At 72.1% G+C, this 25,893-nt stretch carries 23 protein-coding genes and 1 pseudogene; 9 read left to right on the forward strand and 15 right to left on the reverse strand.

What is annotated here, in order from left to right; translation table 11 throughout:
• Positions 1 to 12 precede the first annotated feature (12 nt).
• A complete protein-coding gene (locus ACFWPS_RS44875) occupies positions 13 to 1,515 on the forward strand; it encodes a metallophosphoesterase family protein (RefSeq protein WP_383717519.1) in 1,503 nt (500 codons plus the stop codon).
• A 77-nt stretch (positions 1,516 to 1,592) separates the two neighbouring features.
• Positions 1,593 to 2,627 (forward strand): LLM class flavin-dependent oxidoreductase, encoded by a 1,035-nt coding sequence (locus ACFWPS_RS44880; protein WP_383717521.1) that lies wholly within the window; start codon positions 1,593 to 1,595, stop codon positions 2,625 to 2,627.
• Between the two features lies 1 nt (position 2,628).
• Here the strand turns inward: ACFWPS_RS44880 and ACFWPS_RS44885 are convergent, their stop codons facing one another.
• Positions 2,629 to 3,588 (reverse strand): TauD/TfdA dioxygenase family protein, encoded by a 960-nt coding sequence (locus tag ACFWPS_RS44885; RefSeq protein WP_383717523.1) that lies wholly within the window; start codon positions 3,586 to 3,588, stop codon positions 2,629 to 2,631.
• Between the two features lie 221 nt (positions 3,589 to 3,809).
• On the opposite strand from ACFWPS_RS44885, the gene ACFWPS_RS44890 reads away from it, so the two are divergent.
• On the forward strand, positions 3,810 to 5,102 hold the full coding sequence (locus ACFWPS_RS44890) for a hypothetical protein (protein WP_383717526.1): 1,293 nt from the start codon (positions 3,810 to 3,812) through the stop codon (positions 5,100 to 5,102).
• Here the strand turns inward: ACFWPS_RS44890 and ACFWPS_RS44895 are convergent.
• Both ACFWPS_RS44895 and ACFWPS_RS44900 read right to left on the reverse strand, forming a co-directional pair.
• Positions 5,086 to 6,843 (reverse strand): asparagine synthase-related protein, encoded by a 1,758-nt coding sequence (locus tag ACFWPS_RS44895; RefSeq protein ID WP_383717528.1) that lies wholly within the window; start codon positions 6,841 to 6,843, stop codon positions 5,086 to 5,088. The two genes, ACFWPS_RS44890 and ACFWPS_RS44895, sit on opposite strands and share 17 nt — an antisense overlap.
• 62 nt (positions 6,844 to 6,905) lie before the next feature.
• Positions 6,906 to 7,529, reverse strand: a complete 624-nt coding sequence (locus tag ACFWPS_RS44900; protein ID WP_383717531.1) for a lasso peptide biosynthesis B2 protein — start codon at positions 7,527 to 7,529, stop codon at positions 6,906 to 6,908.
• A 227-nt stretch (positions 7,530 to 7,756) separates the two neighbouring features.
• Between ACFWPS_RS44900 and ACFWPS_RS44905 the strand changes: the two are divergent.
• Positions 7,757 to 7,945, forward strand: a pseudogene (locus tag ACFWPS_RS44905) (aldo/keto reductase); the annotation flags it as partial.
• A 172-nt stretch (positions 7,946 to 8,117) separates the two neighbouring features.
• Positions 8,118 to 8,552 (forward strand): cupin domain-containing protein, encoded by a 435-nt coding sequence (locus tag ACFWPS_RS44910; protein ID WP_383717533.1) that lies wholly within the window; start codon positions 8,118 to 8,120, stop codon positions 8,550 to 8,552.
• 13 nt (positions 8,553 to 8,565) lie between these two features.
• Here the strand turns inward: ACFWPS_RS44910 and ACFWPS_RS44915 are convergent, their stop codons facing one another.
• From ACFWPS_RS44915 to ACFWPS_RS44940, 6 genes are all read right to left on the reverse strand, one after another.
• On the reverse strand, positions 8,566 to 10,926 hold the full coding sequence (locus ACFWPS_RS44915; protein ID WP_383717535.1) for a SpoIIE family protein phosphatase: 2,361 nt from the start codon (positions 10,924 to 10,926) through the stop codon (positions 8,566 to 8,568).
• A 57-nt stretch (positions 10,927 to 10,983) separates the two neighbouring features.
• Positions 10,984 to 11,451: a peroxiredoxin gene (locus ACFWPS_RS44920; RefSeq protein ID WP_383717538.1), complete on the reverse strand. Its 468-nt coding sequence runs from the start codon at positions 11,449 to 11,451 to the stop codon at positions 10,984 to 10,986.
• Positions 11,452 to 11,829, reverse strand: a complete 378-nt coding sequence (locus ACFWPS_RS44925; RefSeq protein WP_383717541.1) for a DoxX family protein — start codon at positions 11,827 to 11,829, stop codon at positions 11,452 to 11,454.
• Between the two features lie 123 nt (positions 11,830 to 11,952).
• Positions 11,953 to 12,489, reverse strand: a complete 537-nt coding sequence (locus tag ACFWPS_RS44930) for a MarR family winged helix-turn-helix transcriptional regulator (protein WP_383717544.1) — start codon at positions 12,487 to 12,489, stop codon at positions 11,953 to 11,955.
• Positions 12,490 to 12,578: 89 nt separating this feature from the next.
• Complete coding sequence (locus ACFWPS_RS44935) at positions 12,579 to 13,304, reverse strand: polysaccharide deacetylase family protein (protein ID WP_383717547.1); 726 nt, start codon at positions 13,302 to 13,304, stop codon at positions 12,579 to 12,581.
• Between the two features lie 61 nt (positions 13,305 to 13,365).
• The gene (locus tag ACFWPS_RS44940) at positions 13,366 to 14,826 is read right to left on the reverse strand and encodes a glycosyltransferase (RefSeq protein ID WP_383717550.1); all 1,461 of its coding nucleotides are present in this window, start codon (positions 14,824 to 14,826) and stop codon (positions 13,366 to 13,368) included.
• A 193-nt stretch (positions 14,827 to 15,019) separates the two neighbouring features.
• On the opposite strand from ACFWPS_RS44940, the gene ACFWPS_RS44945 reads away from it, so the two are divergent.
• From ACFWPS_RS44945 to ACFWPS_RS44955, 3 genes are all read left to right on the forward strand, one after another.
• Positions 15,020 to 15,433, forward strand: a complete 414-nt coding sequence (locus tag ACFWPS_RS44945; protein ID WP_383717552.1) for a BlaI/MecI/CopY family transcriptional regulator — start codon at positions 15,020 to 15,022, stop codon at positions 15,431 to 15,433.
• A gap of 4 nt (positions 15,434 to 15,437) precedes the next feature.
• Positions 15,438 to 16,454 (forward strand): M56 family metallopeptidase, encoded by a 1,017-nt coding sequence (locus ACFWPS_RS44950; RefSeq protein WP_383717555.1) that lies wholly within the window; start codon positions 15,438 to 15,440, stop codon positions 16,452 to 16,454.
• A 131-nt stretch (positions 16,455 to 16,585) separates the two neighbouring features.
• Complete coding sequence (locus ACFWPS_RS44955) at positions 16,586 to 17,512, forward strand: alpha/beta hydrolase fold domain-containing protein (RefSeq protein WP_383717558.1); 927 nt, start codon at positions 16,586 to 16,588, stop codon at positions 17,510 to 17,512.
• 23 nt (positions 17,513 to 17,535) lie between these two features.
• Here ACFWPS_RS44955 and ACFWPS_RS44960 read toward each other — a convergent pair whose 3' ends face one another.
• From ACFWPS_RS44960 to ACFWPS_RS44985, 6 genes are all read right to left on the reverse strand, one after another.
• Positions 17,536 to 18,768 carry an alpha/beta hydrolase family protein gene (locus ACFWPS_RS44960; protein ID WP_383717561.1) on the reverse strand — a complete coding sequence of 411 codons (1,233 nt, stop codon included), beginning with the start codon at positions 18,766 to 18,768 and terminating at the stop codon, positions 17,536 to 17,538.
• A gap of 75 nt (positions 18,769 to 18,843) precedes the next feature.
• On the reverse strand, positions 18,844 to 19,905 hold the full coding sequence (locus ACFWPS_RS44965; protein ID WP_383717563.1) for an Ldh family oxidoreductase: 1,062 nt from the start codon (positions 19,903 to 19,905) through the stop codon (positions 18,844 to 18,846).
• 21 nt (positions 19,906 to 19,926) lie between these two features.
• Positions 19,927 to 21,627, reverse strand: coding sequence for a thiamine pyrophosphate-dependent enzyme (locus ACFWPS_RS44970; protein ID WP_383717566.1), 1,701 nt, complete (start codon positions 21,625 to 21,627; stop codon positions 19,927 to 19,929).
• A 13-nt stretch (positions 21,628 to 21,640) separates the two neighbouring features.
• Positions 21,641 to 22,501, reverse strand: coding sequence for an amidohydrolase family protein (locus ACFWPS_RS44975; RefSeq protein WP_383717569.1), 861 nt, complete (start codon positions 22,499 to 22,501; stop codon positions 21,641 to 21,643).
• Between the two features lie 140 nt (positions 22,502 to 22,641).
• Positions 22,642 to 23,841: an L-2-hydroxyglutarate oxidase gene (lhgO, locus tag ACFWPS_RS44980; RefSeq protein WP_383717572.1), complete on the reverse strand. Its 1,200-nt coding sequence runs from the start codon at positions 23,839 to 23,841 to the stop codon at positions 22,642 to 22,644.
• Positions 23,834 to 25,294 carry an aldehyde dehydrogenase family protein gene (locus tag ACFWPS_RS44985; protein ID WP_383717575.1) on the reverse strand — a complete coding sequence of 487 codons (1,461 nt, stop codon included), beginning with the start codon at positions 25,292 to 25,294 and terminating at the stop codon, positions 23,834 to 23,836. Before ACFWPS_RS44985 ends, lhgO begins: the two co-directional genes overlap by 8 nt.
• 190 nt (positions 25,295 to 25,484) lie before the next feature.
• On the opposite strand from ACFWPS_RS44985, the gene ACFWPS_RS44990 reads away from it, so the two are divergent.
• Positions 25,485 to 25,772 carry a putative quinol monooxygenase gene (locus tag ACFWPS_RS44990; protein ID WP_383717578.1) on the forward strand — a complete coding sequence of 96 codons (288 nt, stop codon included), beginning with the start codon at positions 25,485 to 25,487 and terminating at the stop codon, positions 25,770 to 25,772.
• Positions 25,773 to 25,893: the final 121 nt, after the last annotated feature.

A 25,893-nucleotide genomic window follows, 5' to 3' on the forward strand; every position in this document is an offset into this window, starting at 1 on the left:
TACGGTTCCCGCGTGTCTGACTCCTCACGCGAGACCGCAGAAGGCGCCGGCTGGGGCGAGGCCGAGCACGGTGCCTATCGCCGGCTGATGCCGGACCATGTCGAGAAGCTGTTCTGGTTCGACCCGAGGACCATGTGGGCCGCCCGCAACGGGGTGCTGTCCTCCTGGTTCGGCGATCCGACCGGCCGTACCCGCAGCCGTTGGGTGGCGCAGCAGGCGGCCGCCGGGGCACCCGGCGACAAGGTGATCCGGCGTCACGAGGCGGACCGGTTCTCGTTCATGGTGATCGGCGACACCGGCGAGGGCGACGACTCGCAGTACGCCGTCGTCCCGGGCTTTCTGAAGGCCGGTCGGGACACCGACTTCGCGGTGATCGCGAGCGACGTCATCTATCCGGTCGGGGCCACCGACGACTACGGCACCAAGTTCTTCCGGCCGTACCAGGACTATCCGGCGCCGATATACGCGATACCCGGAAACCACGACTGGTACGAGGACCTCGGCGCCTTCATGCGCGTCTTCTGCGACGAGGCCGCGCCGCTCCCGGCCGAGCCGGGGCCCCGCCCGCTGACCCGTGCCTGGTGGCGCGCCCTGCTGTGGCACCGGCCGCGCCCGGCCGACGAGCAACTCCTCGCGGAGGCCCGGAAGCTGCGGTCGGCACCGGAGCAGACGGCCGTGCAGCCGGGCCCGTACTGGGCCATCGACGCCGGGCCGGTGCGGATCGTCGGTATCGACACCGGGCTGCTCGGCACCGTCGACGCCGAACAGGGCGCCTGGCTGCGCGAGGTGTCCCGGGGGCCGCGCCCGAAGATCCTCGTCACCGGTTCCCCGCTGTACGTGGACGGCGAGCACCACCCGTGCCCGATCGAGGGCGGCGGCACGGTCGACGACATCGTGCGCGACCCGGCCCACCACTATGTGGCGGCGATCGGCGGCGACATCCACAACTACCAGCGCTACCCCGTCGACGTGGACGGGCGCACCATCCAGTACGTGGTCGCGGGCGGCGGCGGTGCCTTCATGCACGCCACCCACACCATCCCGCCGGTCTCGGTCGCGAACGTCACCGAGGACGACTTCCGCTGCTACCCGCTGCGCGGCGACTCCCTCGCCTTCTACAGCCGGCTGTACGGCCGCAGACTGCGTCTCCCCCGCTTCTTCACGCTCAGCGAGGCCGAGGCCACGGCCGTGATCGCCGAGCGGCTGGGCATCAGACCCGGTCGCGCGCCCGCCCCGGACACCCGGGTCACCCGCCGCACCCGCCTGGTCGCGACGCTGCTGGGCGCCGGCAGCCGCCCGGGCCGCGGCTCCCGCTTCCGGCTGCCCGTGAAGAAGATCTACACCCAGCTGTTCTCCCCGGGCTCGGTCACCTACAGCCCGCCGTTCTTCAAGTGCTTCCTACGCCTCGACGTCAGCCCGGAGGCGGTGCGGCTGCGCTGCTTCGCCGCCACCGGCAACCGGCCCCAGGAGCTGGACCCGCCGGTGGAGGACGAGATCACCATCCCCCTGGCCTGATCCGCAGCTGATCACACTCCCGCAATGTTCGGGTGTCACAATCGGGGCAGAACTGACGTACGACCGCTGGAGGACCCGTGCCGTCCACCCCCCGCCCCCTGCGCAGACTGGGCTTCCTCACCATCGGCCTGTTCGACGGCGCGGATCCGGGCCGGGGGCACGAGTCCACGCTGGAGATCATCGAGCTGGGCGAGCGGCTGGGCTTCGACAGCGCATGGGTGCGCCACCGGCATCTCCAGTACGGCATCTCGTCCCCGGTCGCCGTCCTCGCGGCTGCCTCGCAGCGCACCAGCCGGATCGAACTCGGCACCGCGGTGATCCCGCTGGGCTGGGAGAACCCGCTGCGGCTCGCCGAGGACCTGGCGACCGTCGACATCCTGTCCGGGGGCCGCCTCAACCCCGGTGTGAGCGTGGGCCCGCCCATGCACTACGAGCAGGTCAGGGAGGCCCTCTACCCGGACACGGCCGATGTCGAGGACTTCAGCTACGAGCGGGTGCGGCGGCTCCTGGACTTCGTCCGGGGCAAGCCCGCCACCGACTTCAGCGGGGTCGAGGGCTTCGAGGTCTTCTCCGATGTCGTCCAGCCGCACTCCGCCGGTCTCGGGCGCCGGCTCTGGTACGGCGGCGGCAGTCTCGGCTCCGCGCGCTGGGCGGGCGAGCACGCCATGAACTTCCTGACGAGCAGTGTCGTCAGGGCCGTGGACCCGGAGGGGCCGTACGACTTCGCGGAGATCCAGAGCTCGCACATCCGCGAGTTCCGCGCCCACCATCCCGACGGCGAGGCGGCCCGGGTCTCCCAGGGCCTGGTCGTCATCCCGACCGACTCCGCCACGCCCGAGCAGCGCGCCAGGTACGAGGCGTACGCGGCCAAGCGCCTGCCCCGTACCACCACCCCGCAGGGCCCGGCGCGGCTGCTGTTCGCCCCGGACATCGTCGGCACCTCGGCGGAGATCGTCGAGCGGTTGCACGCGCACGCCGGGTTCCGCGAGGTCGACGAGGTGGCCTTCGCGCTGCCGTTCACGTTCGAGCACGAGGACTACGTCCAGATCCTCACGGACCTGGCGACCCACCTCGGTCCGGCCCTGGGCTGGCGCCCCGGGTCCGCTGCCTGAGTCACCAGCGGCCCACCTCCGTGCCGGTCACCGGCTCGGACGGCTTGCCGTCCACACCGACCGGAACCTCGCCGTGCAGCATCACCCGGTGCATGACCCGGGGGAAGCCGAGGTGGGCGTTGTCGCTGGGCGCGAGGTGGATGGTGGCCCGGTTGTCCCAGAAGGCGACGCTGCCGGGCTCCCAGCGGAAGCGGACCGTGTACTCGGGCCGTACGGCCTGTTCGAGCAGCATCTCCAGGAGTGCGGCGCTCTCCGGGCGGGAGACGTCGGCGATCTGCTCGACGTAGTAGCCGTTGACGTACAGCACCCGCTCGCCGCTCTCCGGATGGACGCGCACCAGCGGGTGCACCGAGGCCACCTGATGGTCAAGGAGGTGGCGCAGATACGTGTCATCACCGGGGCGGGGCTGGTAACCGACGCCGAGGCGGTGCTCGGCGCGCAGGCCGTCGACGAAGGCGCGCACGGGCGCGGAGAGCCCGGCGTAGGCGGCGGCCAGATTGGCCCAGGTGGTGTCGCCGCCGTACGGCGGGACGGTCTCGGCGCGCAGGATGGTCGCGGAGGGCGGGTCGATCCGCGCCCCGTGGTCGCAGTGCCAGCCGCGCAGCAGGGTGTGCCGGCGCCTCTGGAGCCACTCCTCGTGCTCCATCCCGAACCGGCCGCCGAGCTCCAGCCGGTCGGCGGTGGTCTCCACCTCGGGGAAGCCGGCCGGTGAGGCGCTGCCACGCCGGCCGAGCACGACCGGTTCGCCGAAGCGGCGGGCGAAGGCGACGTGCCCGATGTGGTCCAGGCGCTGGTCCCGGAAGAAGACGACCTTCCAACGCAGCACGGCCTCCCGGATCAGCCCGACCACGACGTCGTCGAGTTCTTCGGTGAGGTCGACGCCGGTGATCTCGGCCCCGATGTGCCCGGAGACGGGGTTCACCTCGACCGCCGGGTTCCCCGTGCTGCTTTCCGTCGTCATGTGCGCTCCGCTGGTCGTCGGTACCGGCCACTGGTGAAGTACCCCGGCATGGGACGCGGTGATGCACCGGGTGCTCCTGCATCCGGAGGCACGCGGATGGCGATCGGACGGTTCTCCACGGACGATGATCTCGAAATCCCTGGTGGCAGAGCTTCTGGTCCGCTGTGGTCCGCGAAGGAGACACTCGTGAAAACCGTTGACACGGCGAGGCAGGTGGCCGCGTGAGCCTTCGCAAGAAGTCGCGGGACACCACGCGCGAGCGGGCGCAACGGGCTCTGGCGCACAACGGACGCTCACGCGTGTGCCTGGTGTCGGTCCTGCTGGTCCTCCTGCTGACGGCCGCGGCGCTGGGCTATTTCGGTGTGGGGGACCTGACCAGCGCCTTCACCTTTCCCGGTCGCCTCACCGGTGCGGTGCTCGTCGGGGTCGCCTTCATCTCGTTCCTGGGCGCCGCGGCGCTCATGGACCACTGGCTGCTCCGGACTTTCCCCCACTCCGGCCTGGTGGCACTGCTCGGTACCTTCGTGGCCTTCCTGGCCAACTTGACGCTCTTCCTCGAACTGCTGAGCAACGCCGACTCGGCAGGTTGGAAGGCGTTGCTCGGCACCCTCACACTGGGTTCGGCATGGGCCGTCTACGCCGTCTGGCGGACATTGGCCACGATCCCTGCTCCCAAACGGGTGGCAATGACGCTGCTCGCCACCACCGCCATTGCGGTAGGAAATTTCGGCTATCAGAATCTCTACCTGCCGTCACAGCGCGAAGTCAGGCCCGTCATCAGGCTGACCACGGGGGACCCGGTGCTGAGTCCGGATCGAAAGGCGTTCTCAGTGCCGGTCCAGATCACTCTTGAGAACCATAGCGACTTGAGTTTCGACGTACTGGGCACCGAATTCCACGCCATGGGGCAACGGGTGCCACTGATCCGGCAGGACCGGCTTCGCCAGGAGTGGCGAGCCGTTGCCGAACAGTGGACATCATTCGAGGGGACGAATCCACTGTCGCGTAGAGAGAGGTACCAGCCAGGTGACTTGGTCGAGGCACAACCATGGATGCGCTACGGAGATCCGATCGGCGCGAACGACACCGTCAGCGCTCGAGTCGTCGTGCAACTACCCAAGGACACGAAGTACGACCAGGTGGCGTTCTACGCCAGCGCACACCTCACGCGCAAGGACCGCGTGTCTCTCGACCAATTGAAGCCCGCCACAACGGGTTTCAGGAGCTGGGCCGGCGGGCGGGTGCCCGATTGGCTGAAAAAGCGCAAGGACTTTGATTCCCTCATCTACGAGAGCACGCTTCACGAGAACAACGCCATCGACGAGGAGACTAGGGACACCCGACACATCAACGTCTACTGGGAGTTCGGCGCTCACGGCGTAGACATTGCGGAAACCGTCAACATGCCAGACGGGAAGGAGGCGCCCGGAAAAGTGGCAGAACGGTACGGCATCCGAATCGTCGAGACAGGGCCGGTGGAGCGCACCCTGTGGGACATCAAAAGCAAGCTCTGACGGGCACGACCGCCCCGGGTACCGCCGAACGCCGGTCCCCCAGCCGCTCCAGCCACACCACCAGCGCGAGCGAGCAGTTCACGCGGTCCCAGGAGTACGAGTCGCCCATCCCCCACTGAGCCTCGCGCACCGCCCGGCACAGCGTGTCGACGTCGAACATCTCGGCGATGAGCGGATGCCGTGCGGAGCGGCAGAGGTCGATGAGTTCGTCGCCGTGTGCCCGCAGACCACGGACGTAGAGGTCGTTGAAGGGGATCTTGGCCGTTCGGCCGTGTATCCGGGGCGGGAGCAGATCCGCCATCGCCTCGCGCAGAACCGCCTTCGAACGGCCCGCCCGCATCGTGACTTCGGCGGGGAGGCGCCGCATCGTCGCGACCACCTCCGGGTCGAGGAAGGGGTGCGAGAGGAAGAACCCGTTCTGCTGTGCGTAGCGCCAGGACAACGGGTCAGGCGCGGCAAGGTAGTTGGCCGCGTCGTAGAGCGACTGCTCCGGCCGGCTCCCGAACACGAACCGGCTCTCGGCGATGCTGGCCGAGCGGTAGCCGTGAGCCCGCGCGAATTCGGGTCGCAACCAGGGCGGGCGAGTGAAGTTGCCGAGTCCCCCGAGTACTGTTCCGCGATGGACGAGCCTCGCGAACCGTTCGGCCGCCAGCGGAAGCGCCGGCCGCACCACGTGGGTGCCGACGATCTCGCGAACACCCCGTTCACTCGTTGCGGCATGGGCGCGTGCCTGCCTGGTCAGCTCCCGGAGCCTTCCGGAGCGGGCAAGCCGGTGCAGGTGCAGCGGGTTGGTGTCGACGACCGGATCGGCTCCGCAACCGGTGAGAAGGATGTCGCAGCCCAGCTCCGCCGCAACGGCATGCAGCCGGTTCCAGAACGGGGCGCGGAAGGCGTGGGCGTGCGGCTCGTCCGAGTCTCCCGCATGGTGCTCGAAGTCATCGAAGTCGGCCACGTCGTCGGCCTCGACGATCACCGGACGGGCCGCTGGTGCCAGCCGGCGGACCGCGTCGACGGCCTCCTCGAGGTACGGCCGCTCCCCGGCCAGTTCTCCCCCGTCGAAGCGCCCGGCGAGCAGGATCAGGTCCGCGTCGGGGTCCTCGCCCTCGGCGAGCAGGCGCGCCGCGAGCAACGCGACGCTGGTGGAGTCGGTGCCGCCGGAGACGTGACATGCGGTCGTCCTGCCGAGGCGGCGCCCGACGGCCTGCTCCAGGGCTTGGCGCAGATCCTGCCCGGCCGCACCGGGGCCGGGTCCGTCGGGCGATGCCGGCGGGTCGCAGGGCCGGCGGGCGCGGAGTACCGACCGGCCGCGCAGCCGTCCGGTGACCGAGAGCTCCACCACTTCGCCGCCGAGGACCCGGTGCACCCCGGCGAACGGGCTCAGCTCCGTATGTGGTTGGGCCATGTTCCCGGTCAGACAGCGGCAGAAGTAACGCCGTTCCAACTCCGCGGGGTGCCCCAGGCTGCGCGCCGCGGTGCTCACGGCGCTCACACGGCCGCCGGACTCTCTGAAGAACAGCGGGATGCGTGCCTGCGCGTCCCGCATCAGCAGCACGCGGTCGCGGTACACCAGGACAGCCGCGAAGTCACCGGTCGGCAGTGGCGGTTCGGCTCCGGGGCGGTCGAAGGCGTCGAGGAGAGCTCGGGCGCCCGCCTGGCGGTCATGGACCGAGTCGGCCCAGCCGACGACCGCCGCGGTGCCGGCCGGTGAGGAGACCGTTGTCACGAGTCTCTGCCGAGCCATCGCCCCCGCGGTCCACAGCTTCGCGTCGCCCCCGGACCATTCGAGTCGGAGCGCTTCCAATATCACTCGCTTCCGCAGCCGATCGAGAGAACCGGCGTGAAGGCGTGTCCTCGCGGAGCGGCGGCGGGAACGCACAGCCCGGCCGCTGACGTCCAGGCGTGCAGGGCGAACGGGTGCTCACGCACACCGACGTGCAGCGTGGCTTCGAAGCCGCACCGCCGCAGGAGGACGAATGCCGTCACGGCCTCGGCCTTGCAGTCGTCGTCGACGAACCAGCTTCTGCGGCCGTGTGCTTCGACCGCTCGTTTCAGCCGTGCCACATCCTGCGGGGAAGGGGTGTCCGCGCGGGTGTAGCCGGGGGCGACCAGGGGCAGCAGCCGAAGGACGCGTCCGAAACCGATGGCACGGATCAGCAGATGCACACCGCGGAGCCAGAGCCCGATCTCGGCGTCCGCGTGGGCCTTTCGCCGGGCCGTCGCACATCCGGCTCGGACGAGACCGGTGACGAGTTCCGCACGCTCCTCGACGTCTCCGCCGACGAACTTCCGGACGTCGGCGGTCGTCATGCCGAGAAAACGCGTGCGTCGCCAGTCGGCGATGAGGGCCCCGCCGGACAACCTGGTGACACGGCAGTGGGGTGAAAGGATGTGCGTCATGGCCACGAGGGCATCGGAGTCCTGAGCCACCGCGCCTCCTCCCGTTCAGGGGTGCAGGCGTGTCAGGACTGGTATCCGTGACCGTCGTAGTCGCCGCCGCTGAACCCCCGGATGAGACGGCCGTTGCCGAGAAGGACAAGGCCACGCGGCAGTCGGCGCCGCAGCATTCGGATGAACATCGCCCACCTCCAGTGCCGGGTTGGCGTCGATCATGTCCAGGCTACGCCGCCCCGAACTCCTCGCAACCGCGCACTCCGTCCGCGAGGCTGGAGGGACGACACCACGGTTACGAGGAGACCCTCGCCTCCTTCGAGGAGTCACGGCAGCGGCTGGGCCAGGAGTACGTGGACCTGTATCTGATCCACTGGCCCAACCCCCGGGTCGGCAGGTACGTCGACTCGTGGAAGGCGATGATCAAACTGCGCGAGGACGGGCTGGTGCGCAGTTCGGCGTGGCGGCTGCCGGGCTCGGCGGGTGAGGGGTGACGGGCGGTGTCCGAACGGATGAGCGGCAACGCCGCCCGCGCGTACGCGGATTGAGCCGTTCCTGCCCCGGCCGGCCGTGCGGGAGCCTATGTTCACGAAGGTACTCGATCTTCGGTTCAGGAGGCCCCCACACATGCGTACCGCGCTCCGTACCGCAATGGCCGGGGCGGTGGCCGCCGGCACTCTGCTGACCTGCGGCACCGCCTACGCCACCCCCGCCGGACCCGGTGTGACCGGCAGGGTGATCAGTCAGACCACCATCGGTGACACGGACTACGTCCTGCGGGAGATCACCGTCCCGCCCGGCCAGACCACCGGCTGGCACTACCACGACGGCCCGGTCTACGGGTACGTCCAGAAGGGCACCCTCAGCCACTTCCACTCCGACTGCAAGGAGGACGGCGTCTACAAGCGGGGCGGCACGGTGTACGAGTCGGGCGGGCCGGGCGACGTGCACCTGGGTGCCAACCTGGGTGACACCGACCTGGTCCTCGACGTGCTCTACATCCTGCCGCACGGCTCGCCGTACTCGGAGTCGGTGCCGAACCCGGGCTGCGACTTCCAGTAGCCGGCGGGACCGGTCACTCGTCGGCGACCGGGAACGCGCCCTCGGGCAGCGGCTGTTCGGCCCAGATGGTCTTGCCGCTGCCCGTCTGCCGGCTGCCCCAGCGCTGGGTGAGCTGGGCGACGAGGAGCAGGCCCCGGCCGCCCTCGTCGTAGGCGTGCGCCCGGCGCAGGTGCGGTGAGGTCGAACTGCCGTCGGCGACCTCGCAGATGAGCGCGCGGTCGCGGATCAGGCGCAGCTGGATGGGCGGTTCGCCGTAGCGGATCGCGTTGGTGACGAGTTCGCTGACGACGAGTTCGGTGACGAAGGCGGCCTCGTCCAGGCCCCAGGCGGTGAGCTGTTCGGTGGCCGCCTGCCGGAAGTGCGCCACCTGGGCAGGGTCGGGCGGCACGTCCCAGGTGGCGACCCGGTCGGCGCCGAGGGCGCGGGTGCGGACCAGCAGCAGGGCGACGTCGTCGGCGGGCTGTTCCGGCATGACGGCCTTGAGCACGTTGTCGCTGAGGGCTTCCAGGGAGTCGGCGGGCGCGCTCAGGGCGCGGCACATCTCCTCGGTGGCGCGGTCCACGTCCCGGTCGCGGTCCTCGACCAGACCGTCCGTGTAGAGGGCGACGACGGCTCCCTCGGGCAGTTCGAGCTCCGTCGCCTCGAAGGGCAGACCGCCGACGCCGAGCGGCGGGCCCGCGGTCATCGGGATCAGCTCGGCCTCGCCGCCCGGCAGCACGATCGCGGGCGCCAGGTGACCGGCGGCGGCGAGGCTCAGCCGGCGCGAGACCGGGTCGTAGACGGCGTACAGGCAGGTGGCACCCAGTTCGGCGACTTCCTCGCCGGGGCCGTCCGCGGCAAGGTGGGTCACCAGGTCGTCGAGGTGGGTGAGGAGCTCGTCGGGGGGCAGGTCCACGTCGGCGAGGGTGCGTACGGCCGTACGCAGCCGCCCCATGGTGGCGGAGGAGCGGATGCCGTGGCCGACGACGTCGCCGACGACCAGGCCGACCCGGCTGCCGGAGAGCGGGATCACGTCGAACCAGTCGCCGCCGATGCCGGCCAGCGATCCGCAGGGCAGATAGCGGTGGGCGACCTCGACGGCGGCCTGTCCGGGCAGGCCGCTGGGCAGCAGGCTGTGCTGGAGGGCGAGGGCGGTGGAGCGCTCGCGGGCGAAGCGGCGGGCGTTGTCGATGCAGACGGCGGCGCGGCTGGCGAGTTCCTCGGCGAAGACGGTGTCGTCGATGACGTAGTCGTCGGGGTGGCGCATGCGCACGCCCACGACGGCGCCGAGCAGGACACCCCGGGCCTGCAGGGGTACGGCGATCATGGAGTGGACGCCCTGGCGGTAGGGCCGGCCGGCGGGCGAGAGGGCGTTGCGCTCCTCGACCCAGCGGCGGAACTCGGGCTCGCCGGCCTGGCTGACCACCGCCCGCCGCTCCCGCAGCGCCCGGGCCGGCGGGGACGCCGCCGGGTGCACCTCGGCGTCGCCCAGCCGTACGGCGGCCTCGGGGGTGCCCTCGGTCACGGAGCCGTGGGCGACGCGGCGCAGCGCGATGTCGCCCTCCGGAACGGTGGGCAGTTCCTCGGCGCCGAGGACCCAGTCGAGGAGGTCGACGCTGGCGAAGTCGGCGTACCGGGGGACGAGGAGGTCGACGAGTTCCTCGGCGGTGTGCACCACGTCCAGGGTGGTGCCGATGGCGGTGGCCGCCTCGTTGAGGAGGGCGAGCCGGAGCCGGGCCAGGTACTCCTCGGTGCTGTCGAAGGCGGCCAGGGCGACGGCGGTCAGCTCGCCGGCGGGGTCGCGCAAGGGCCACATCTCGATGTTCCACGCGTGGTCCCGGTTCAGGGCCGGGCCCCCGGTGGAGGTCTCGTAGCGGACGGGCCGGCCTGTCTCGACGACCTGGCGCAGGTGGCGCAGGAAGCCGTCACTGTGCGGGGCTTCCTCGACGGTGTCCAGGAGGAAGCGGCCGAGCAGGGCCTCCTCGGGGACGCCCATGAGGCGGCAGGCGGCATGGTTGGCGCGAAGGTAGTGCTGTCGGACGTCGAAGACCGCCATGGCGACTGAGGCCTGCTGGAAGGCCTGGCCGGCCGGCGTGGAATCGGTCTGCCAGGGCGGGTCGGCGGTGAGTACGTGGCCGGTGGTGCCGCCGTCGGGACCGAGGACCGGGCAGGCGGTCAGGGCGATCTCCAGGCGGCGGCCGTCGGCATGGCGCAGTGCGACGGTCCCGGAGCCGGTGGCCAGTGCCCGGACGGGGACCGCCTCGGCGAGGAGGTCGGCGGCGGGCTTGCCCACGACCTCCTCGGCCCGGTGTCCGGTGAGCATCCGCGCGCCCTCGCTCCACCCCGTCACCCTGCCCAGGGCGTCGACGACCGCGGTGGCAGCGACACGCTCCATACGCCCCAGGATGAGACCTGTGCCCCGGCGCATCAAGCGCGGGCCCGGGCCGTCCGCTCAGCCCTGGTGGGCGCGCAGGGCGGCCAGTGCCCGGTCGGCGTGGGTGTTCATGCGCAGCTCGCTGCGGACGACCTCCAGGACGGTGCGGTCCTGGGCGATCACGAAGGTGGCCCGCTTGGTCGGGGCGATCGAGAAGCCCCGCTTGACGCCGAACAGCTCCCGGACGGCGCCGTCCGCGTCGGAGAGCAGCGGCATGCCGAGCGTGTGCTTGCCGGAGAACTCCTGCTGGCGTTCCACGCTGTCCCCGCTGATCCCGACGGGGCGGGCGCCGGCGGCGGCGAATTCGGCGGCCAGGTCCCGGAAGTGGCAGGCCTCGGCGGTGCAGCCGGCCGACAGGGCGGCGGGATAGAAGAACAGCACGACCGGCCCGTCGGCCAGCAGATCCGTGAGGGTCCGCGTCGTACCGGTCTCGTCCGGCAGCGCGAAGTCCTCGATCCTGCTTCCCACCTCGACAGTTGACGCCATCTATCGGCCCTCCTCGTCACGTGCGACACCACGCGCCCACAGCACCAGGGGAATCTGGAGCGGCAGCCGGGCGAGGGCCGCGGTCCTGAGCGGCTCGGGCCGCTTCTGCCAGTCGACGGCCATCTGGACGTTGGCCGGGAACACACCCACGAAGAAGGCGGCGGCCGCCCGGGCCGCCACCGCGCGGGTCCGCGGCAGGGCGATCCCCGCGGCCAGGGCCAGTTCCACGGCCCCGCTGCCGTACGTCCATGCTCTCGGCGGACCCGGCAGCACCTTGGGAATCGTCGCGTCGAACGACTTCGGTGCCGCGAAGTGCGCGACGCCGGCTGTCGCCAGCAACCCCGCGAGCAGCAGGGGTGAACGTTCGGACCGGGCCACACAGCCTCCTCTGACGATCTGCCGCCGGATATTACCGGGCGGTACCGCCCCGCTCGCCGCCGGGTCCTGCTCCGACCGGACCACCGACCCGGCCGCGCCGTCCCGGCCGCGCCTACCTGCGCCTCACACGGCCCGGGAGGCCGGGGGCTCCGTCTCGGTGGTCTCCTGGCCGGGTTCGTCCTCGACCGCGTACGCCAGGAAGTCGTCGACCATGCGGTGGAAGAGCGTGGCCAGCTGCCGCAGTTCCTCGGGCTCCCACTCCCCCAGGGCCAGCTGCATACCGCGTGCCCCGGCGTCCCGGACGCGGTCGACGGCCTCCCGGCCGCCGTCGGTGAGCTCGATCCGTTGGGCGCGGCGGTCGTCGGGGTCGGGGACGCGGGTGACGTAGCCGGACCTCTGGAGCTGCTGCACCGTGCGCGTCACATGGGATGCCTCGACTCCGAGCCGCTGTGCCAGCTCTCCCGGGCGCAGCGGCTCGGAGTCGGCGACCTGGCGGAGCAGGGCCACCGCGGCGCGGTCCAGCGGGACGCCGGCGAGCGCCATCAGCCGCTCGTGCTGCCGGGCCCTGGTGCTGAGATAGGTGATACGGGTCAGGGCACGCTCGATCTCGACGACCTCCGGCGTGGCGGCGGGGACGACTGGCAGCGGTTCTGTGGACATACCGGCCAGTTTACCATATCGTTGCGTAACTCAAGTAAATTACTGCACGGGTTTACCCGCCGTACTGCGCGGTGGGTACGCGCCGGTCGTCAGAGTCCGTGCTCACGCAGCGGTCCGACGGTGAATCCCCGCCGGTCACAGGTGTCCAGGATGCGCGGCAGCGCGCCCAGGGCCGAGCGCCAGGCGCCCGGCGCCGAGGTGCAGTCGGAGTCGTGCAGCAGGATCGTGCCGCCGCCGTCCAGGTCCCGGGTGACCGTGCGGTGCACGGAGTCCGGGGTGGCGCGGGCGGTCCAGTCCTCGCCCCAGCAGGTCCACAGCACCGGGGTGAGACCGAGCCGGCGGGCGGCCAGATGGGCCGCGGTGGACATCACTCCGTACGGCGGCCGGAACAGCCGGGGAGCCTGTCCGGTGAGGGCGCCGACGGTGTCCCGGGCCCGGGCGAAGTCGTCGTGGGTGGCCCGGGGGCCGCGCAGCAGGAGCGGTCGGTGCAGCCAGCCGTGGATCCCTATCTCGTGCCCGGCGGCGGCGATCTCACGGACCAGGCCGGGCGAGCGGCGGGCCTGGCTGCCGAGCAGGAAGAAGGTGGCCCGGATGCTCCGTTGGTCCAGGGCCCGCAGGAAGAACGGGGTCGACAGCGGGTCCGGGCCGTCGTCGAAGGTGAGGGCGACATGGTCCGCGCGGCCGCGGCCGGCGAGCCGGGGCATGACGCGGTTGCGCAGCGGGCCGAACGTGGAGACCACGGGCGCCGAGTGCAGGGCGAGCGCCGGGAGGGTGGCGAACGCGGCCGCGCGGAGGAGGGGTGCGGTGGCGGTCACGAGTAGGGCCCTTCCGTCGGGCGGGCGGGGTGCGGGGCCGTACCGGAGGCGGGTGCGGGGGTCATGAGTGATGGTCCTGCTGCTGCGGGGCGCCGAGGTGGACGTCGTCGTCGAGGTCGAGGGTGTGGCCGATGGCGTGGATGACACCAGAGCCGCTGCCGGTCGTGGCGACCGCGGTGCCGACCGCGCCGGCCCAGACGGCACAGGCCACGGCGACGCTGACGGCGAGGCGCCGGACGGCCGGGCGGGACCCGCGCGGTACGGACGCGGTGCCGGGGGCGCTCGCGGCCGGGCCCGACGGGGGTGCCGGCCGGTCGAGGCCGAGCGGAGCCGGGCGCGGGCCGGCCGCACGGCAGGCGCGCGCTATCTCGTCCGCGGGGCCCGCGCCGGCGGCGGCGAACAGGGCGTGGCCCGCCTCGCGCTGCAGCAGGCCGCGCGGGCCGTCGATCAGATCGCCGAGTACGTCCTTGAGCCGGTCCGGGTCACGGATCCAGGCGGCGACCCCGGCCTCGTCGAGGGCCGCGGCGTTGGTGAGGCCGTGGCCCGGTATGCAGCGGTAGCTGGCGACGGGCAGTCCGGCGGCGAAGGCCTCCAGCGAGGTCAGCCCGCCGGCGTTCTGCACCAGCACGTCGGCCGCGTGCATCAGGCCCGGCATGTCGTCGACCCAGCCGTAGGCGTGCTCGATGCCGTCGGCGCGCAGTTGCTCTGCGAGGGCCTCGTTGCGGCCGCAGACGACGACCGGTACGGCCGCGCCGCAGTCGCGCAGTTCCAGGGCCACCTGCCGGACCGGGCCGACCCCCCAGGAGCCGGCGACGAGCAGTGCCAGCGGGGTGTCCGCGGGCAGCCCGAACCGGGCCCGGGCCGCCCGGCGCCGCTCGGCGTCGGCGGGACGGAAGCGCGGGTCGGCGACCGGGCCGCCCACCCGGACGTCCCGGGCGCCCAGGGCGCGGGCCTGGGCGGCGGGCACGGCGTGGGCGGCGAGGTGCACGTCGACGCCCTCGGCCACCCACAGCGGGTGCACCGAGAAGTCGGTGAGATAGGTGAACACCGGTGCGTCGAGGCGCCCGCCGAGCCGCAGACTGCCCAGGACGCGGCTGGCGCCGGGGTAGGTGGAGACGACGGCGCCGGTGTCGGCGGGGAGGGCGTCGAGCATGCGGTTCTCGGCGGTGCGCAGCAGCGCGCGGGCCAGCGGGCCGCCGCCTCCGGCGCGTTCGGTGCTGGAGTAGACGCGCTGGTAGATCCAGGGCGCCCGGACGAGCATCCGGTGGTAGCCGTCACGGACGGTCCGGCCGAGTCGGGCGGGCAGCAGGTCGAGCAGGTCGTACCGGTCGACCGTGACACCGGCCGCCGTCAGCCGGCGTTCCAGTTCGCGAGCGGCGCCGTCGTGGCCCGCGCCGATGCTCGCGGAGACGATCACGACGCGCTCGGCGGGCGTCGCGCGCCGGGGCACCGGGGCGGGACGGGGACGCAGGGCGGCGGCCGCCAGGGCGCGCAGATGCACCGTACTTCCGAGGTGGGGCATGGGTGGGTTCCTCCGCAGAGACTCCGCAGGTGGAGTGGAGCGGCGAAACTCTACAACATGTAGTAGGTAATCTCGTACAACTTGTAGTAGACCGCTTTCGCGCAGCTCACAGCCGCCCGCCCCCGGTTCTACAAGCCGTAGTAGCAGTCCCGGTAGGCTGTGACCTCGAATGCTGGTTGAAGGACGGTGAACGGTGCACGACCGGAAGATCGACGAGACCGGCGAGGCAACCGGCCGACGGGCCCGCGGCGAGCTGGAGAGTGGTGTGCTGGCCGCCCTGTGGGCCGCTTCCGAGCCGCTGACCGCCCGGCAGGTCCAGGACCGGCTGCCGGGGGACCTCGCCTACACGACGGTGCTGACGATCCTGTCCCGGCTCCACGACAAGGACACGCTCGTACGGCACCGGGCGGGCCGCGGCTACGCGTACGCGCCCGTGCGGGACGAGGCGTCCGACACCGCCCAGCGCATGCACACCCTGCTGGAGCGCGGCTCCGACCGGGAGGCCGTGCTCGCCCGGTTCGTCTCCGAACTCTCCGAGGAGGACGAGCAGTTGCTGCAGCGCCTGCTCGGGGAACACGACGGCGGCCCCGCCGACGAAGGACCGTGAGCCGATGACAGTCAGCGTCTACGTCCCCTTCCTGGTCACCGTGGTCCTCGCGGTGCTCGCGCCCCGGCTCGCCCGGCGGTTCGCGCCGCGCCCGGCGGCGTGGGCGCTGGCCGGCGGCGCACTGGTGACGGCGCTCGGCTGGCTGGGCTCGCTGGCGCTGCTGGCGTTCACCGGGCTGGCACAGATCCCCGAGGTCGCGGAGGAGGGCCGCTGGTCGGTGACGGCGCTGCGCGCGGACGACCCCGTGTACCTCACCGTGTCCGCGGTCGCGACGGTCGCCCTGCTCGCCTCCCTCACCGGCCTCACGGTCGCCGCCGTACGACAGGTACGGCATCTGCTCTGGGCGCGCCGGGAGTGCGCACGGCTGCCCGGGGACCTGGAGCTGGCCGTGCTCGACGACGCGTCGCCGCACGCCTTCGCGCTCCCGGGGGCACCGGGCCGGATCGTGGTCTCGCACGGGATGCTGCGCTGCCTCGGCGACGCCGAGCGGGAGGCGCTGCTCGCACACGAGCGGGCCCATCTGCGCGGCCGCCACCATCTCTTCCAGACCGCCTGGCGGCTCACCGCGGCCGCCTGCCCGCTGCTGCGGCCGGTCGGGGAGACCGGCGGTTTCGTGCTGGAGCGCTGGGCCGACGAGGAGGCCGCGGTACGCCTCGGGGACCGCACGGTCGTGGCGCGCGCGGTGGGCCGGGCGGCCCTCGCCTCGGCCAAGGCCCCGGCCCGGGCCCGGGCCACGCTCGCGGCGACCGGGGGCGCGGTGCCGCAGCGGGTCCGGGCGCTGCTCGCCCCGCCGCCACCGCGCCGCGCACTGCCGCTGGTCGCGGGCGCCGCGCTGCTGGCGGTGTCGTGCGCGAGCCTGGCCGAGGCCGCCTCCGACAGCGAGCACATGATCGAGGGCGCCCAGTTCGCCGCGTGCGTGACCTCCCTCAAGGAGACGGGGATGCCGGTACCGCCGCCCGAACACGGCCCCTGCGGCCACCCGCCCCGCGACCACGACGGGCCGGGCCGACACCCCCGCTGATCGCCGCGGGGCTTGACACCACGATCGGAACGGGGGTTATCGTCACCCGACGATCGTCAGGATTCCTGATGGTCGATCCGTCGCCCGCCGGGTACCGCCCCATGGTGCAGGCCCCTCCCGATCGGAGCCGTATGTCCCTTCTGGCCCGCCCTTCGGCCGCCGCGCTCGCCGCGAAGACCATGCAGCGCCTGACCGGGTTCGCGAGCCGGCGCCCGAGCGGCCCGGGTTCGGACGCCGCCTCGCACGCCCGGTTCCCCGAATTCCCCCGCACCGTGCGCGCGTTGACCATCCCGACGGCCGTCGCCCCGGCCCGCGCCACGGTGTACCTGCCGCCGGCCACGAACCCCGCTCCCCCGGTGCACGTCAACTTCCACGGCGGCGGTTACGTCATGTCGCTCACCGAACTCGACGACCCGCTCTGCCGGTTCCTGGCCGCCGAGGCCGGGGTGGCCGTGGTCAACGTCGACTACGTCGTCGCCCCGCAGCATCCCTTCCCTGCTCCGCCGCGCCAGGCCTACGAAGTGGTCCGCTGGGTCGCCGAACACGCGGCCGAACAGGGCTGGGACGGTGCCCGGCTGACCGTCGGCGGACAGAGCGCCGGCGGCGGACTCGCGGCGGCGGTGGCCCGGCGGGCGCTGGCCGAGGGCGGCCCCTCGATCGCCCTCCAGGTCCTCCACTATCCCCCGCTGGACCTGGCGACGAGCGCGAACGACAAGCGGGCCGCCGTCGCCAGACCGGTGCTGCGGCCCTGGATGGCCGAGGTGTTCGACACGGCGTACGTCCCGGAGCCGAAGGACCGCACCGACCCGCTGGTCTCCCCCGCCCACCCGTCCGACACGGCCGACCTCACGGGCATCGCCCCGGCACTGGTGATCACCGCCGAGTACGACCTCCTCAGGGCGGAGGGCGAGCGGTATGCCTCGCGACTGGGGGCCGTGGGAGCACTGGTGGAACTCCACGAGGTGGCGGGGGTGGATCACGGATACGACGGCAAGGACGACGTGAGGGCACGGGAGGTCTATGCGCTCATCGCACGTCATGTGCGGGCGGTCCGGTAGCGCCCCCGGCGGCCTCCCCGGCCTCAGTCCTGACGGGCGAACCAGTCCAGCACCTGCGGGATGGCGCGGATGGCCGAGCCGACGTGGTCGGTGTCGCCCACGTCGACCAGCGGCACGTCCGCCCCGTGAGCGCGCAGCTGCCGCCGGCAGTGCAGTGCGTTGGCGAACACCGCGTCCCGGTCCCCGTCCGCCGCGTACAGGCGGACCGGGACTTCCGGGTGCCACTGGCAGGTCGTGTCGTTGTCGCGCAGTGCGGCCAGCAGCGCGCCGGTGGGGTGCAGCAGCCGCTGGACGTACCGCGGGGTCAGCAACTCGGCCGGACTCGCGGGGAGTTGGGCGACGATGCTCTCCTCCGTGTGGTCACCGTCGTACAGTCCCTCGACGAGGGTGTCGTACGGCGCCCGGAACACCTCCGACGGCGAGTCGTACAGGTGGTGCAGCCGGTTCATGGACACCGTCCAGTAGCCCATGTAGAAGGCGGCCTCGACCGGATCCATACCGCCGGTCAGGAACATCGCGGGGATCTCCGCGTGCCGCACGTCGTACGGGCCGCTGACGGGGGCCAGTGCCGCCGGTTTCCAGTACGGGTCGGCGCCGTGCTGGAGGGCCCTGCCGGTGGCCATCGCCGCCGTGCCGCCCTGGGAGAAGCCGGTCAGCAGCACGCCGGGTTCGAGGCGGTGGCCGTGGCGGGAGGCCAGCGTGCGGCTCGCGCGCAGCATGTCGATCCAGGCGGTCGTCTCGGTGGCGGTGTCCATGTACGGATGGGCACCGGGCCCGGTGCCCAGGCCCAGGTAGTCGGGCGCGACGGCGGCGTACCCGGCAGAGGCGAAGTACTCGACGGCCTCCCGGTCGCCGTTGCCCGCCGCCATCGAGGCGACACCGCCGCGGTAGGCCCGGGTGCCGTGGCCGTAGGAGATGACCCGCAGGTCGTGTCGGCTGCCGTCGGGCAGTTCCACCAGTCCGCTGGCGGTGGTCGGCCGGCCGGCGGCGTCCACGGTGCGGTAGGTGACGCGGTAGCCGGTCACGCCGTGGCGGACGGGGGTGGTGTCGAACGGGATCGATGCGACGGCCGCGACGACCTCGGTGCGGGACAGGTGCCCCACCGGGGTGGCGGACAGCAGTTCTCCGCGCGCCGAGACGCCGGTTGCCGATGCGGCCGCGGCCGACGGGACGGTGACGACGGCGCCGAGGAACGTGGCACAGGCGAGCGCGGCCAGTGCGATGCGTAATGCTCTTCCGGGCATGTTGTTGGTCATGCCTTCAGAGTCAGGACGCGACGGTGGGCCGACCATCCGGCAGCCCACCGTGTCCAGGGTGGTGCAAACCCGCCGCTAGCCCCCGAGCTTCGGCGCCTCCACCCCCAGCGTCTCGGCGTGGTCGGTCAGTTCGCGCCACACCTTCGGAGCCACGGGGACGCCCTTCGCCCCCCGTTCCTCCGCCACCGCCGCGCTCCGCTCGCCCGGGTAGAACACCCCGGGCACGCCGTCCGCCGCCGGCAGGCCCTTCAGGGTGCCCAGCGTGTCGTCCACCGCGCCGAGGAAGGCCTCCGGGTCGCCGAAGGCGGCCGGGTCCACGGCGATGAGGAGCGCGTTCTGGCGGTGTTTGCGGCCCGCCGGGTCGTCCGAGTGGAAGGCCGCGAAGATCGGCGCGCCGACGAGGACGCTGGTCAGGAGCTCGAAGGCGAGGGACATGCCGGAGCCCTTCGCGCCGCCGAGCGGCAGGGGCATGACCGCCAGCTCCGGGTCGGTCGTCGGCGTGCCGTCCGCCGTCGCGGCCGCGCCCTCGGGCAGCGGCGTGCCGCTCGCCTTCGCCTGGCGGATCTTGCCGAGGGCGATGGTGGCGGTGGCCATGTCCAGCAGCAGCGGGGCGTGTTCACGGGCCGGTACGGCGATGGCGAGGGGACTGGTGGCGACGGCCGCGCCCTTGACGCCGGTGTAGCCCATGTTGGGCATGCCGGCCACGAACCCGAGCCCGACCAGGCCCTGTTCGGCGATCCGGGACACGTAGTAGCCGATCGCGCCGGTGTGCACCGTGCGGCGGACACCGACCGAGGCGATGCCGGTCTCGCGGGCCCGCCGTACCGCCTCGTCGGCGGCGGCTGTCAGGGCGACCGGGCCGGGGGCACGGTCGGCGTCCAGGACGGCGGCGGCCGGCGCCGTCGACTCGATCCGGATCTCCGGCCGCGCGTTGGCGACGCCCTTGGCGAGCAGCTCCAGGTAGGCGGGGACGCGGGCGGTGCCGTGCGAGTCGACGCCGCGCTGCGCGGCCCAGACGAACACGTCGGCGGTGGTCCGGGCGTGTTCGGCGCTCAGGCCGCCCTTCTCCAGGAGGGCGGCGGAGAAGGTGCGCAGGTCGTCGGCGGGCACCAGGATCCTGGTGGGGGTGCTGGACATGGTTGGGGTGTGTCTCCTGGGCTAGCGGGTGACTAGGACGTCCACGACGGCGGTGCTGCCCTCGGCCACGGCCTTGAGGGCGCGTTCCAGCGCCGGCGCGAGCGCCTCCGACGTGTCGACGGTCTCGGTGTGCATGCCGAACGGCTCGGCGAACCCGGCGAGCCGCGGCAGCCGGTGCAGATCGGTGCCGAGCCACTCGCCGGTCTCGGCGGCCGCGCCGTCGGGGTAGAAGCGGCGGTGGTTGAGGTTCATCGACTTGTAGACACGGTTGTTGAACACCACGATCAGCAACGGCAGTTCGTACGCGTTCGAGGCGTCGTACGAGGGGATCACCGGGTTGTAGGTGAAGGCGCCGTCGCCGATGGTGAGGACCACCGGCCGTTCCTGCGCTGCGAGTTTGACGCCGAGGGCGACCGCGATGCCCTGGCCGAGTCCGCCCTGGACGTAGAAGTAGGAGTCCGGGTCGGCGGTTTGGAGATGGCGCTTCACGACCCGGCTGTGGGTGATGGTCTCGTCGACGACGATCGCGTCCTGCCCGTGCAGCAGCGTGCGCAGGGTGGCGGCGACCAGCACCGGGTCGACGCCCTTGGTCTCGGCCGCCTTCGCCTCCGCCGCCGCGATCGCGGACCGCTCGGCGGCGTGCCGTTCCTCCTGTGCCGCCAGGCGCACCTCGACCGCCCGCTCGTCGAGGTCCTTCGCCCGCTTGGTCAGCTGGCGCAGCGTGTTGGCAACGTTGCCCTCCAAGTAGGTGTCGGCGAAAAGCACTTGGTAGACGACGTGCGGGCGCTGCGGGATCTCGTCGATGACGACGACCTTCGCCTTGGCGGGGCGGCGCGAGGGCGGGTAGAAGGGCGCGCGGCAGTTGACGAGGAGGATGAGGTCGGCGGTGTCCGTCCAGGGGCCGATGTCACTCCCCGCGTGCAGCGGGTGGGTGCGCGGGAAGTTGCCGCACACCGCCGAGTCCGGCTCCACGACCGGGATGCTCCAGGCCTCGGCGAAGGCGGCCAGGGCCTCGAAGCCGCCCGCCTCGCGCCCCGCCGTCTCGGTGACGATCACGGGGTTGGCCGCCTCCCGGATCAGCTGCGCGACCGGGTCGACCTCCTCCGGCGAACTGTGCGTCGAACCGGGCGGCACGACGGGCTTGGCCTCGCGGCCGTCCCACTCCTCCAGGAGGATCTCCAGGGGGATGTTCAGGTACGCCGGTCCGGCCGGGGCGCGCCGGGCCAGTTCCGCCGCCCGGGTGATCATGACCGGGAGCGTGTGCACGCTGGCGGCCTCGGTGGACCACTTGGTGAACGGCTGGGCGATGCCGTGCGGGCCGCCCACGATCGACAGGTTGCGGTACCACTGGCCGCCCGGGTCGTGGCCGGGGGCGTCGCCGTACGTCGTCGACTCCGACGAGGCGACCACCATCGGCACGCCGGCCAGCAGCGCGCCGTGCACGGCCATCGAGCCCTGGAGCAGGCCCGGCGCCGCGTGCAGCAGCACGCCCTGCGGGCGGCGCGCGATCAGCCCGTACCCGGTCGCCATGCCGACGGCGACCGTCTCGTGGGTCAGGTCGAGATACCGCGGGGCGGGCTCGCCGTCGCGGTGGCGGCGGGCCAGCGCCTCCCACACCGGGGCCCATTCGGACCCCGAGGAGCAGAAGACGTAGTCGGCGCCCGCCGCGTTGAAGGCGGAGACGACGGCGTCCCCGCCGTCGGTCCGTGGGTTGTTGGTCATCGCCGGAGTTTCCTCAGCCCTCGATCGGCCAGTTCAGGACCTCGGAGATACCGCGGCCCATGATCCATTCAAGCTCCTCGGGGGTGAAGTCCCAGTGCTTGGTGAACTGCTCGATCGTGTCGGTGTAGGTGATGCCGTGGCCGAGCAGCCGGGTGATGTCGGTGCCGTAGAAGCAGCGCTGCGGGCCCATCTTGTCGACCATCTCGCGCACGTACTTCTGGATGTTGTTGTTCGGGAAGGGCTGCGTGGAGTAGCCGGGCAGCGCCGACACCTTGACGTAGATGTTCGGGTGGACGTGCAGGTCGGCGGTCTCCGAGACCCAGTAGCCGATCGCGTCGTCCACACAGCGGGCCATGATGCCCATGTGGTCGATGATGATCTTCAGCTCGGGGTGCCTGGCGGCGATCTCGCCCAGCTCGCGCTTCCAGATCGGGGCGTGGACCATGGTCGGGACGCGCAGTTCCTCGGCGATCGGCCAGTACCAGTCGTTGGTGCCGTCGATCATCCAGTTGCGGTCCTGCGGCCGGTGGAAGGTGAGCCGGGTGCCCTTCACATGCGGGTTCTGCGCGAAGTCCTTGAGCATGGCCGTGCCCTCTTCGGGCTTGTTCTGCGGGATGCGGGCCATGATGCCGAACCGGTCCGGGTGGGCCTCGCAGGCCTCCAGGGCGTAGTCGATACGGTCGCCCTCCCAGGACGGCGGCAGGATCAGCGCCCGGTTCACGCCGGCCTCGTCCATCAGCTCCAGGGCCTCCTCGTAGGAGAAGGGGTCCTCGCGGTGGCCGTTCAGGCGGATCCGCTCGCGGGCGCCGGGCACCCAGGGGCGGTCCGGGGTCTCTTCCTTCCAGATGTGGATCTGCGTGTCGACGACGAACATGTCCGAACTCTTTCTCTCGAAGGGGGTGGTGGGGCGGTGTGGAAGGAACGCTAGGCGGCCGGTGCGCTCTTGCGGAGATCCCGGAGCGCAAGCTGTTGTTGCACGGAAGTGCGCTGTTCGCGGGGCATGCGGCCGCTGTGTCAGGCGTCGTCGAAGACGGCCGCGGTGATGTGTTCGGCGATCGCCATGGAGGCCGTGGCGGCCGGCGAGGGGGCGTTGCGTACGGCCGTGATCCGGCCGACCCGGTGGATGCGGAAGTCGTCGACGAGCGTCCCGTCGCGGTCCAGCGCCTGGGCGCGCACGCCCGCGCCGCCGCGCACCACGTCACGGACGCCGACGCCCGGGACGTACAGCTTGGCGTCCTTCATGAAGGCGGCCGTGGAGAAGGAGCCGCGGTACTCCCTGATGCCGGTACGCCAGTGCTGGGCGGCCATCCGCCAGGCGCCCGGGTAGGCCGCGAGGGCCAGCAGGTCCCGGGGCGATACCTTGCTGCGCCGGTACCCCTCCTTGGCGAGGGCGAGGACGGCGTTGGGGCCGACCTCCACCGAGCCGTCGACACGCGGGGTGAAGTGCACGCCGAGGAAGGGGTAGCGCGGGTCGGGCACCGGGTAGACGAGGCCGCACACCAGATGGGACCGGTCCGGCCTGAGCAGCATGTACTCGCCGCGGAAGGGGATGATCCGGGGCTCCTGCCGGTCCTGGGCGAGCCTGGCGACGGAGTCGGACTGGAGGCCGGCACAGAGGATCAGCCGGTCGACGCGGACCCGGTCCGGTCCGGAGGCGACCTCGATGCCGCCGGGCACGGTGGTGACCGAGGTGACCGGGAAGCCGACGCGCACCTCGCCGCCCGAGTCGACGATGTCCTTGGCGAACGCGCGGGCGATCGCCGGGTAGTCGGTGATCGCGGTGCGCGGTGAGTGCAGGGCCGCGATACCGCCGACGTGCGGTTCGAGTTCCCTGATCTCGTCGCGCGAGATCCTCCGCAGTTCCGGTACGTGGTTGTTCTTCGCCCGCTCGTACAGGTTCTGCATCCGGCCGAGCTCGTCCTCACGGACCGCCACGACCAGCTTGCCGATCTCGTCGTACGGCAACTGCCGGTCCTGGCAGTACTCGCGCAGCAGGGACACGCCCCGCACGCACAGGTCGGCCTTGAGGCTGCCGGGCGTGTAGTAGATGCCGGCGTGCACCACACCGGAGTTGTGGCCGGTCTGGTGCCGGGAGACCTCCTGTTCCTTCTCCAGGACCACGACCCGGGTGCCGGGGCGGCGCAGCGCGATCTCGCGGGCCGTGGCCAGGCCCACGATGCCGGCGCCGACGACGCCGACCGTCTCGTCAGCCATCGGCCCGCTCCGGGGCACCGAAGTGGACGGCCACCGTCTTGACCCGCGTGGAGAACCTGAGGACTTCCTCGCCCTGCTCCTTGTAGCCCGTGCCGGAGTCGTGGAAGCCGCCGAACGGCAGATGGACGTCCCAGCCGGTGGTCGTCGTGTTGACCGCGACCTGCCCGCACTCGGCCTCGTCGGCGAACCGGTACGCCGAGCCGAGGTCGCGGGTGAACACGGCCGCGGCGAGCCCGAAACCGGAGTCGTTGACCGCCTCCACGGCCGCGGTGAAGCCGTCGACCGCGCGGACGGCGAGGACGGGCCCGAAGACCTCCTCCCGCCAGACGGCCGTCTCCGGGGTGACGCCCGTGAGGACGGTGGGTTCCACGTAGCAGCCGTAGGGTCGCTCGGTGTCCGCCCCGCCGCCGGTGAGCACGGTCGCGCCCTGCTCCACCGCCCTGCCCAGATCGGCGAGGACACTGTCGCGCTGCTTCGGGCTCGACAGCGGGCACAGGGTGCTCGCCGGGTCGGTGCCGGGGCCGACGGTCAGCGCCCGGACCTCCGCGACCAGCAGCGTGACGAACTCGTCGTACACCGGCTGTTCGACGATCACCCGGCTGGTGGCGGTGCAGCGCTGTCCAGCCTGGCCGAAGGAGGCGGCCGCGACGGCCTTCGCGGCGGCCGGCAGATCGGCGTCGCGCAGCACCACCGACGCGTTCTTGCCGCCGAGTTCGCCCTGGAAGCGGACGTTGCGGTCGGCGAGGCGGTGCCGGATGCGGTTGCCCACGGCGTTGGAGCCGGTGAAGGTGATGCCGACGATCCGGGGGTCGTCGAGGAGGGCCTCCTCGATCTCGGCGGTCCGGCCGGTGACGACGTTGAGGACGCCGGCGGGCAGGCCCGCGTCGTGCAGGGCACGGGCGAAGTGGAGCCCTGCCAGGGGTGTCTCGGTGGCCGGCTTGAACACGGCGGCGTTGCCGGTGGCCAGCAGCGGGGCGAGCTTGCGGGCCGGGGTGATCAGCGGATCGTTCCAGGGGCTGATCACCAGGATCACGCCGATCGGCTCGCGCTGGGTGTGCGTACGGTGGTCCGGGCGTACGTCGTGCAGGAGGGTGCCGTAGCCCTGGCGGGCGAGGCCCGCGTAGTACTCCAGGAAGTCGGCGGCCTTCAGGGTCTCGCCGGTCGCCTCGGCCAGGGTCTTGCCGTTCTCGGCGGTGACGTCGGCGGCGATCTCCCCGGCCCGCTCCCGGATCAGCCGGGCCGCCTCGGTGAAGACCCGGGCCCGTTCGAAGGGGCTGGTGCGCTTCCAGCCGGCGAAGCCGCGCTCGGCGTGGTCGTAGGCCCTGGTGACGTCCTTCGCGGACAGGGCCGGAACACGGGCGAAGGGAGTGCGGACGTCGGCGGGGTCGTGGACGTCGATCCATTCGCCGGTCCTCACCCACTCCCCGCCCAAGAGGGTTTCCAGAGTGCGCATGGAGATCACTTCCTTACGTCGTCCGCGCTGCCGGCCGTGCGGGCCGTCTGCGACAACACACCATGTGGGAGGGGGTTCACCAGCCCCGCGGGGGCAGGCATTGATTGCGCTGTGCGCGGGCCGTCGGGCGCATGATCCATGCTGGAATCGGGCGGGCCGGACAAGTGCTGAGAAGAAGAGGAGAAAACGGATGGCGTACACAGTCGTCGCCCACTATCGCTGCGCACCCGCCGACGAGGCCGCGGTGCGTGCCGCGCTGCTGAAGGCGCGGGAGGCCACGCGGACGGAGCCCGCGAACCTGATGTACGAGGTGCACGTGGTGGAGGGCGAGCCGGGTGGGTTTCTGTTGTACGAGCGGTACGTGGACCGGGAGGGGTTCGAGGCGCACAAGGCCGCCGAGCACTTCAAGGAGGTCGTCGTGGGGCAGGTGTGGCCGTTGCTCGTGGAGCGCACGGTGACTTTTGCCGAGGTTCTTTAGCGTCTGCCGGGCTGATGCCGGTGGAGAGAGCGCGGGTGGACTGTGGTTGCTCGCGCAGTTCCCCGCGCCCCTCAAAGAAAGGGGCGCTGCACGAGCGCCCCTTCAGGGGCGCGGGGAACTG

This window comes from Streptomyces sp. NPDC058457 (genome assembly GCF_042720695.1).
GTDB lineage: Bacteria > Actinomycetota > Actinomycetes > Streptomycetales > Streptomycetaceae > Streptomyces.

Bases quoted from the DNA above. Each gene is read 5' to 3' on its own strand.
- ACFWPS_RS44885 (WP_383717523.1), bottom strand. From the start codon at position 3,588: ATGACGACGGAAAGCAGCACGGGGAACCCGGCGGTCGAGGTGAACCCC.
- ACFWPS_RS44895 (WP_383717528.1), bottom strand. From the start codon at position 6,843: ATGGCTCGGCAGAGACTCGTGACAACGGTCTCCTCACCGGCCGGCACC.
- ACFWPS_RS44910 (WP_383717533.1), top strand. From the start codon at position 8,118: ATGCGTACCGCGCTCCGTACCGCAATGGCCGGGGCGGTGGCCGCCGGC.
- ACFWPS_RS44915 (WP_383717535.1), bottom strand. From the start codon at position 10,926: ATGGAGCGTGTCGCTGCCACCGCGGTCGTCGACGCCCTGGGCAGGGTG.
- ACFWPS_RS44920 (WP_383717538.1), bottom strand. From the start codon at position 11,451: ATGGCGTCAACTGTCGAGGTGGGAAGCAGGATCGAGGACTTCGCGCTG.
- ACFWPS_RS44930 (WP_383717544.1), bottom strand. From the start codon at position 12,489: ATGTCCACAGAACCGCTGCCAGTCGTCCCCGCCGCCACGCCGGAGGTC.
- ACFWPS_RS44940 (WP_383717550.1), bottom strand. From the start codon at position 14,826: ATGCCCCACCTCGGAAGTACGGTGCATCTGCGCGCCCTGGCGGCCGCC.
- ACFWPS_RS44950 (WP_383717555.1), top strand. From the start codon at position 15,438: ATGACAGTCAGCGTCTACGTCCCCTTCCTGGTCACCGTGGTCCTCGCG.
- ACFWPS_RS44955 (WP_383717558.1), top strand. From the start codon at position 16,586: ATGTCCCTTCTGGCCCGCCCTTCGGCCGCCGCGCTCGCCGCGAAGACC.
- ACFWPS_RS44960 (WP_383717561.1), bottom strand. From the start codon at position 18,768: ATGACCAACAACATGCCCGGAAGAGCATTACGCATCGCACTGGCCGCG.
- ACFWPS_RS44965 (WP_383717563.1), bottom strand. From the start codon at position 19,905: ATGTCCAGCACCCCCACCAGGATCCTGGTGCCCGCCGACGACCTGCGC.
- ACFWPS_RS44970 (WP_383717566.1), bottom strand. From the start codon at position 21,627: ATGACCAACAACCCACGGACCGACGGCGGGGACGCCGTCGTCTCCGCC.
- ACFWPS_RS44975 (WP_383717569.1), bottom strand. From the start codon at position 22,501: ATGTTCGTCGTCGACACGCAGATCCACATCTGGAAGGAAGAGACCCCG.
- lhgO (WP_383717572.1), bottom strand. From the start codon at position 23,841: ATGGCTGACGAGACGGTCGGCGTCGTCGGCGCCGGCATCGTGGGCCTG.
- ACFWPS_RS44985 (WP_383717575.1), bottom strand. From the start codon at position 25,294: ATGCGCACTCTGGAAACCCTCTTGGGCGGGGAGTGGGTGAGGACCGGC.
- ACFWPS_RS44990 (WP_383717578.1), top strand. From the start codon at position 25,485: ATGGCGTACACAGTCGTCGCCCACTATCGCTGCGCACCCGCCGACGAG.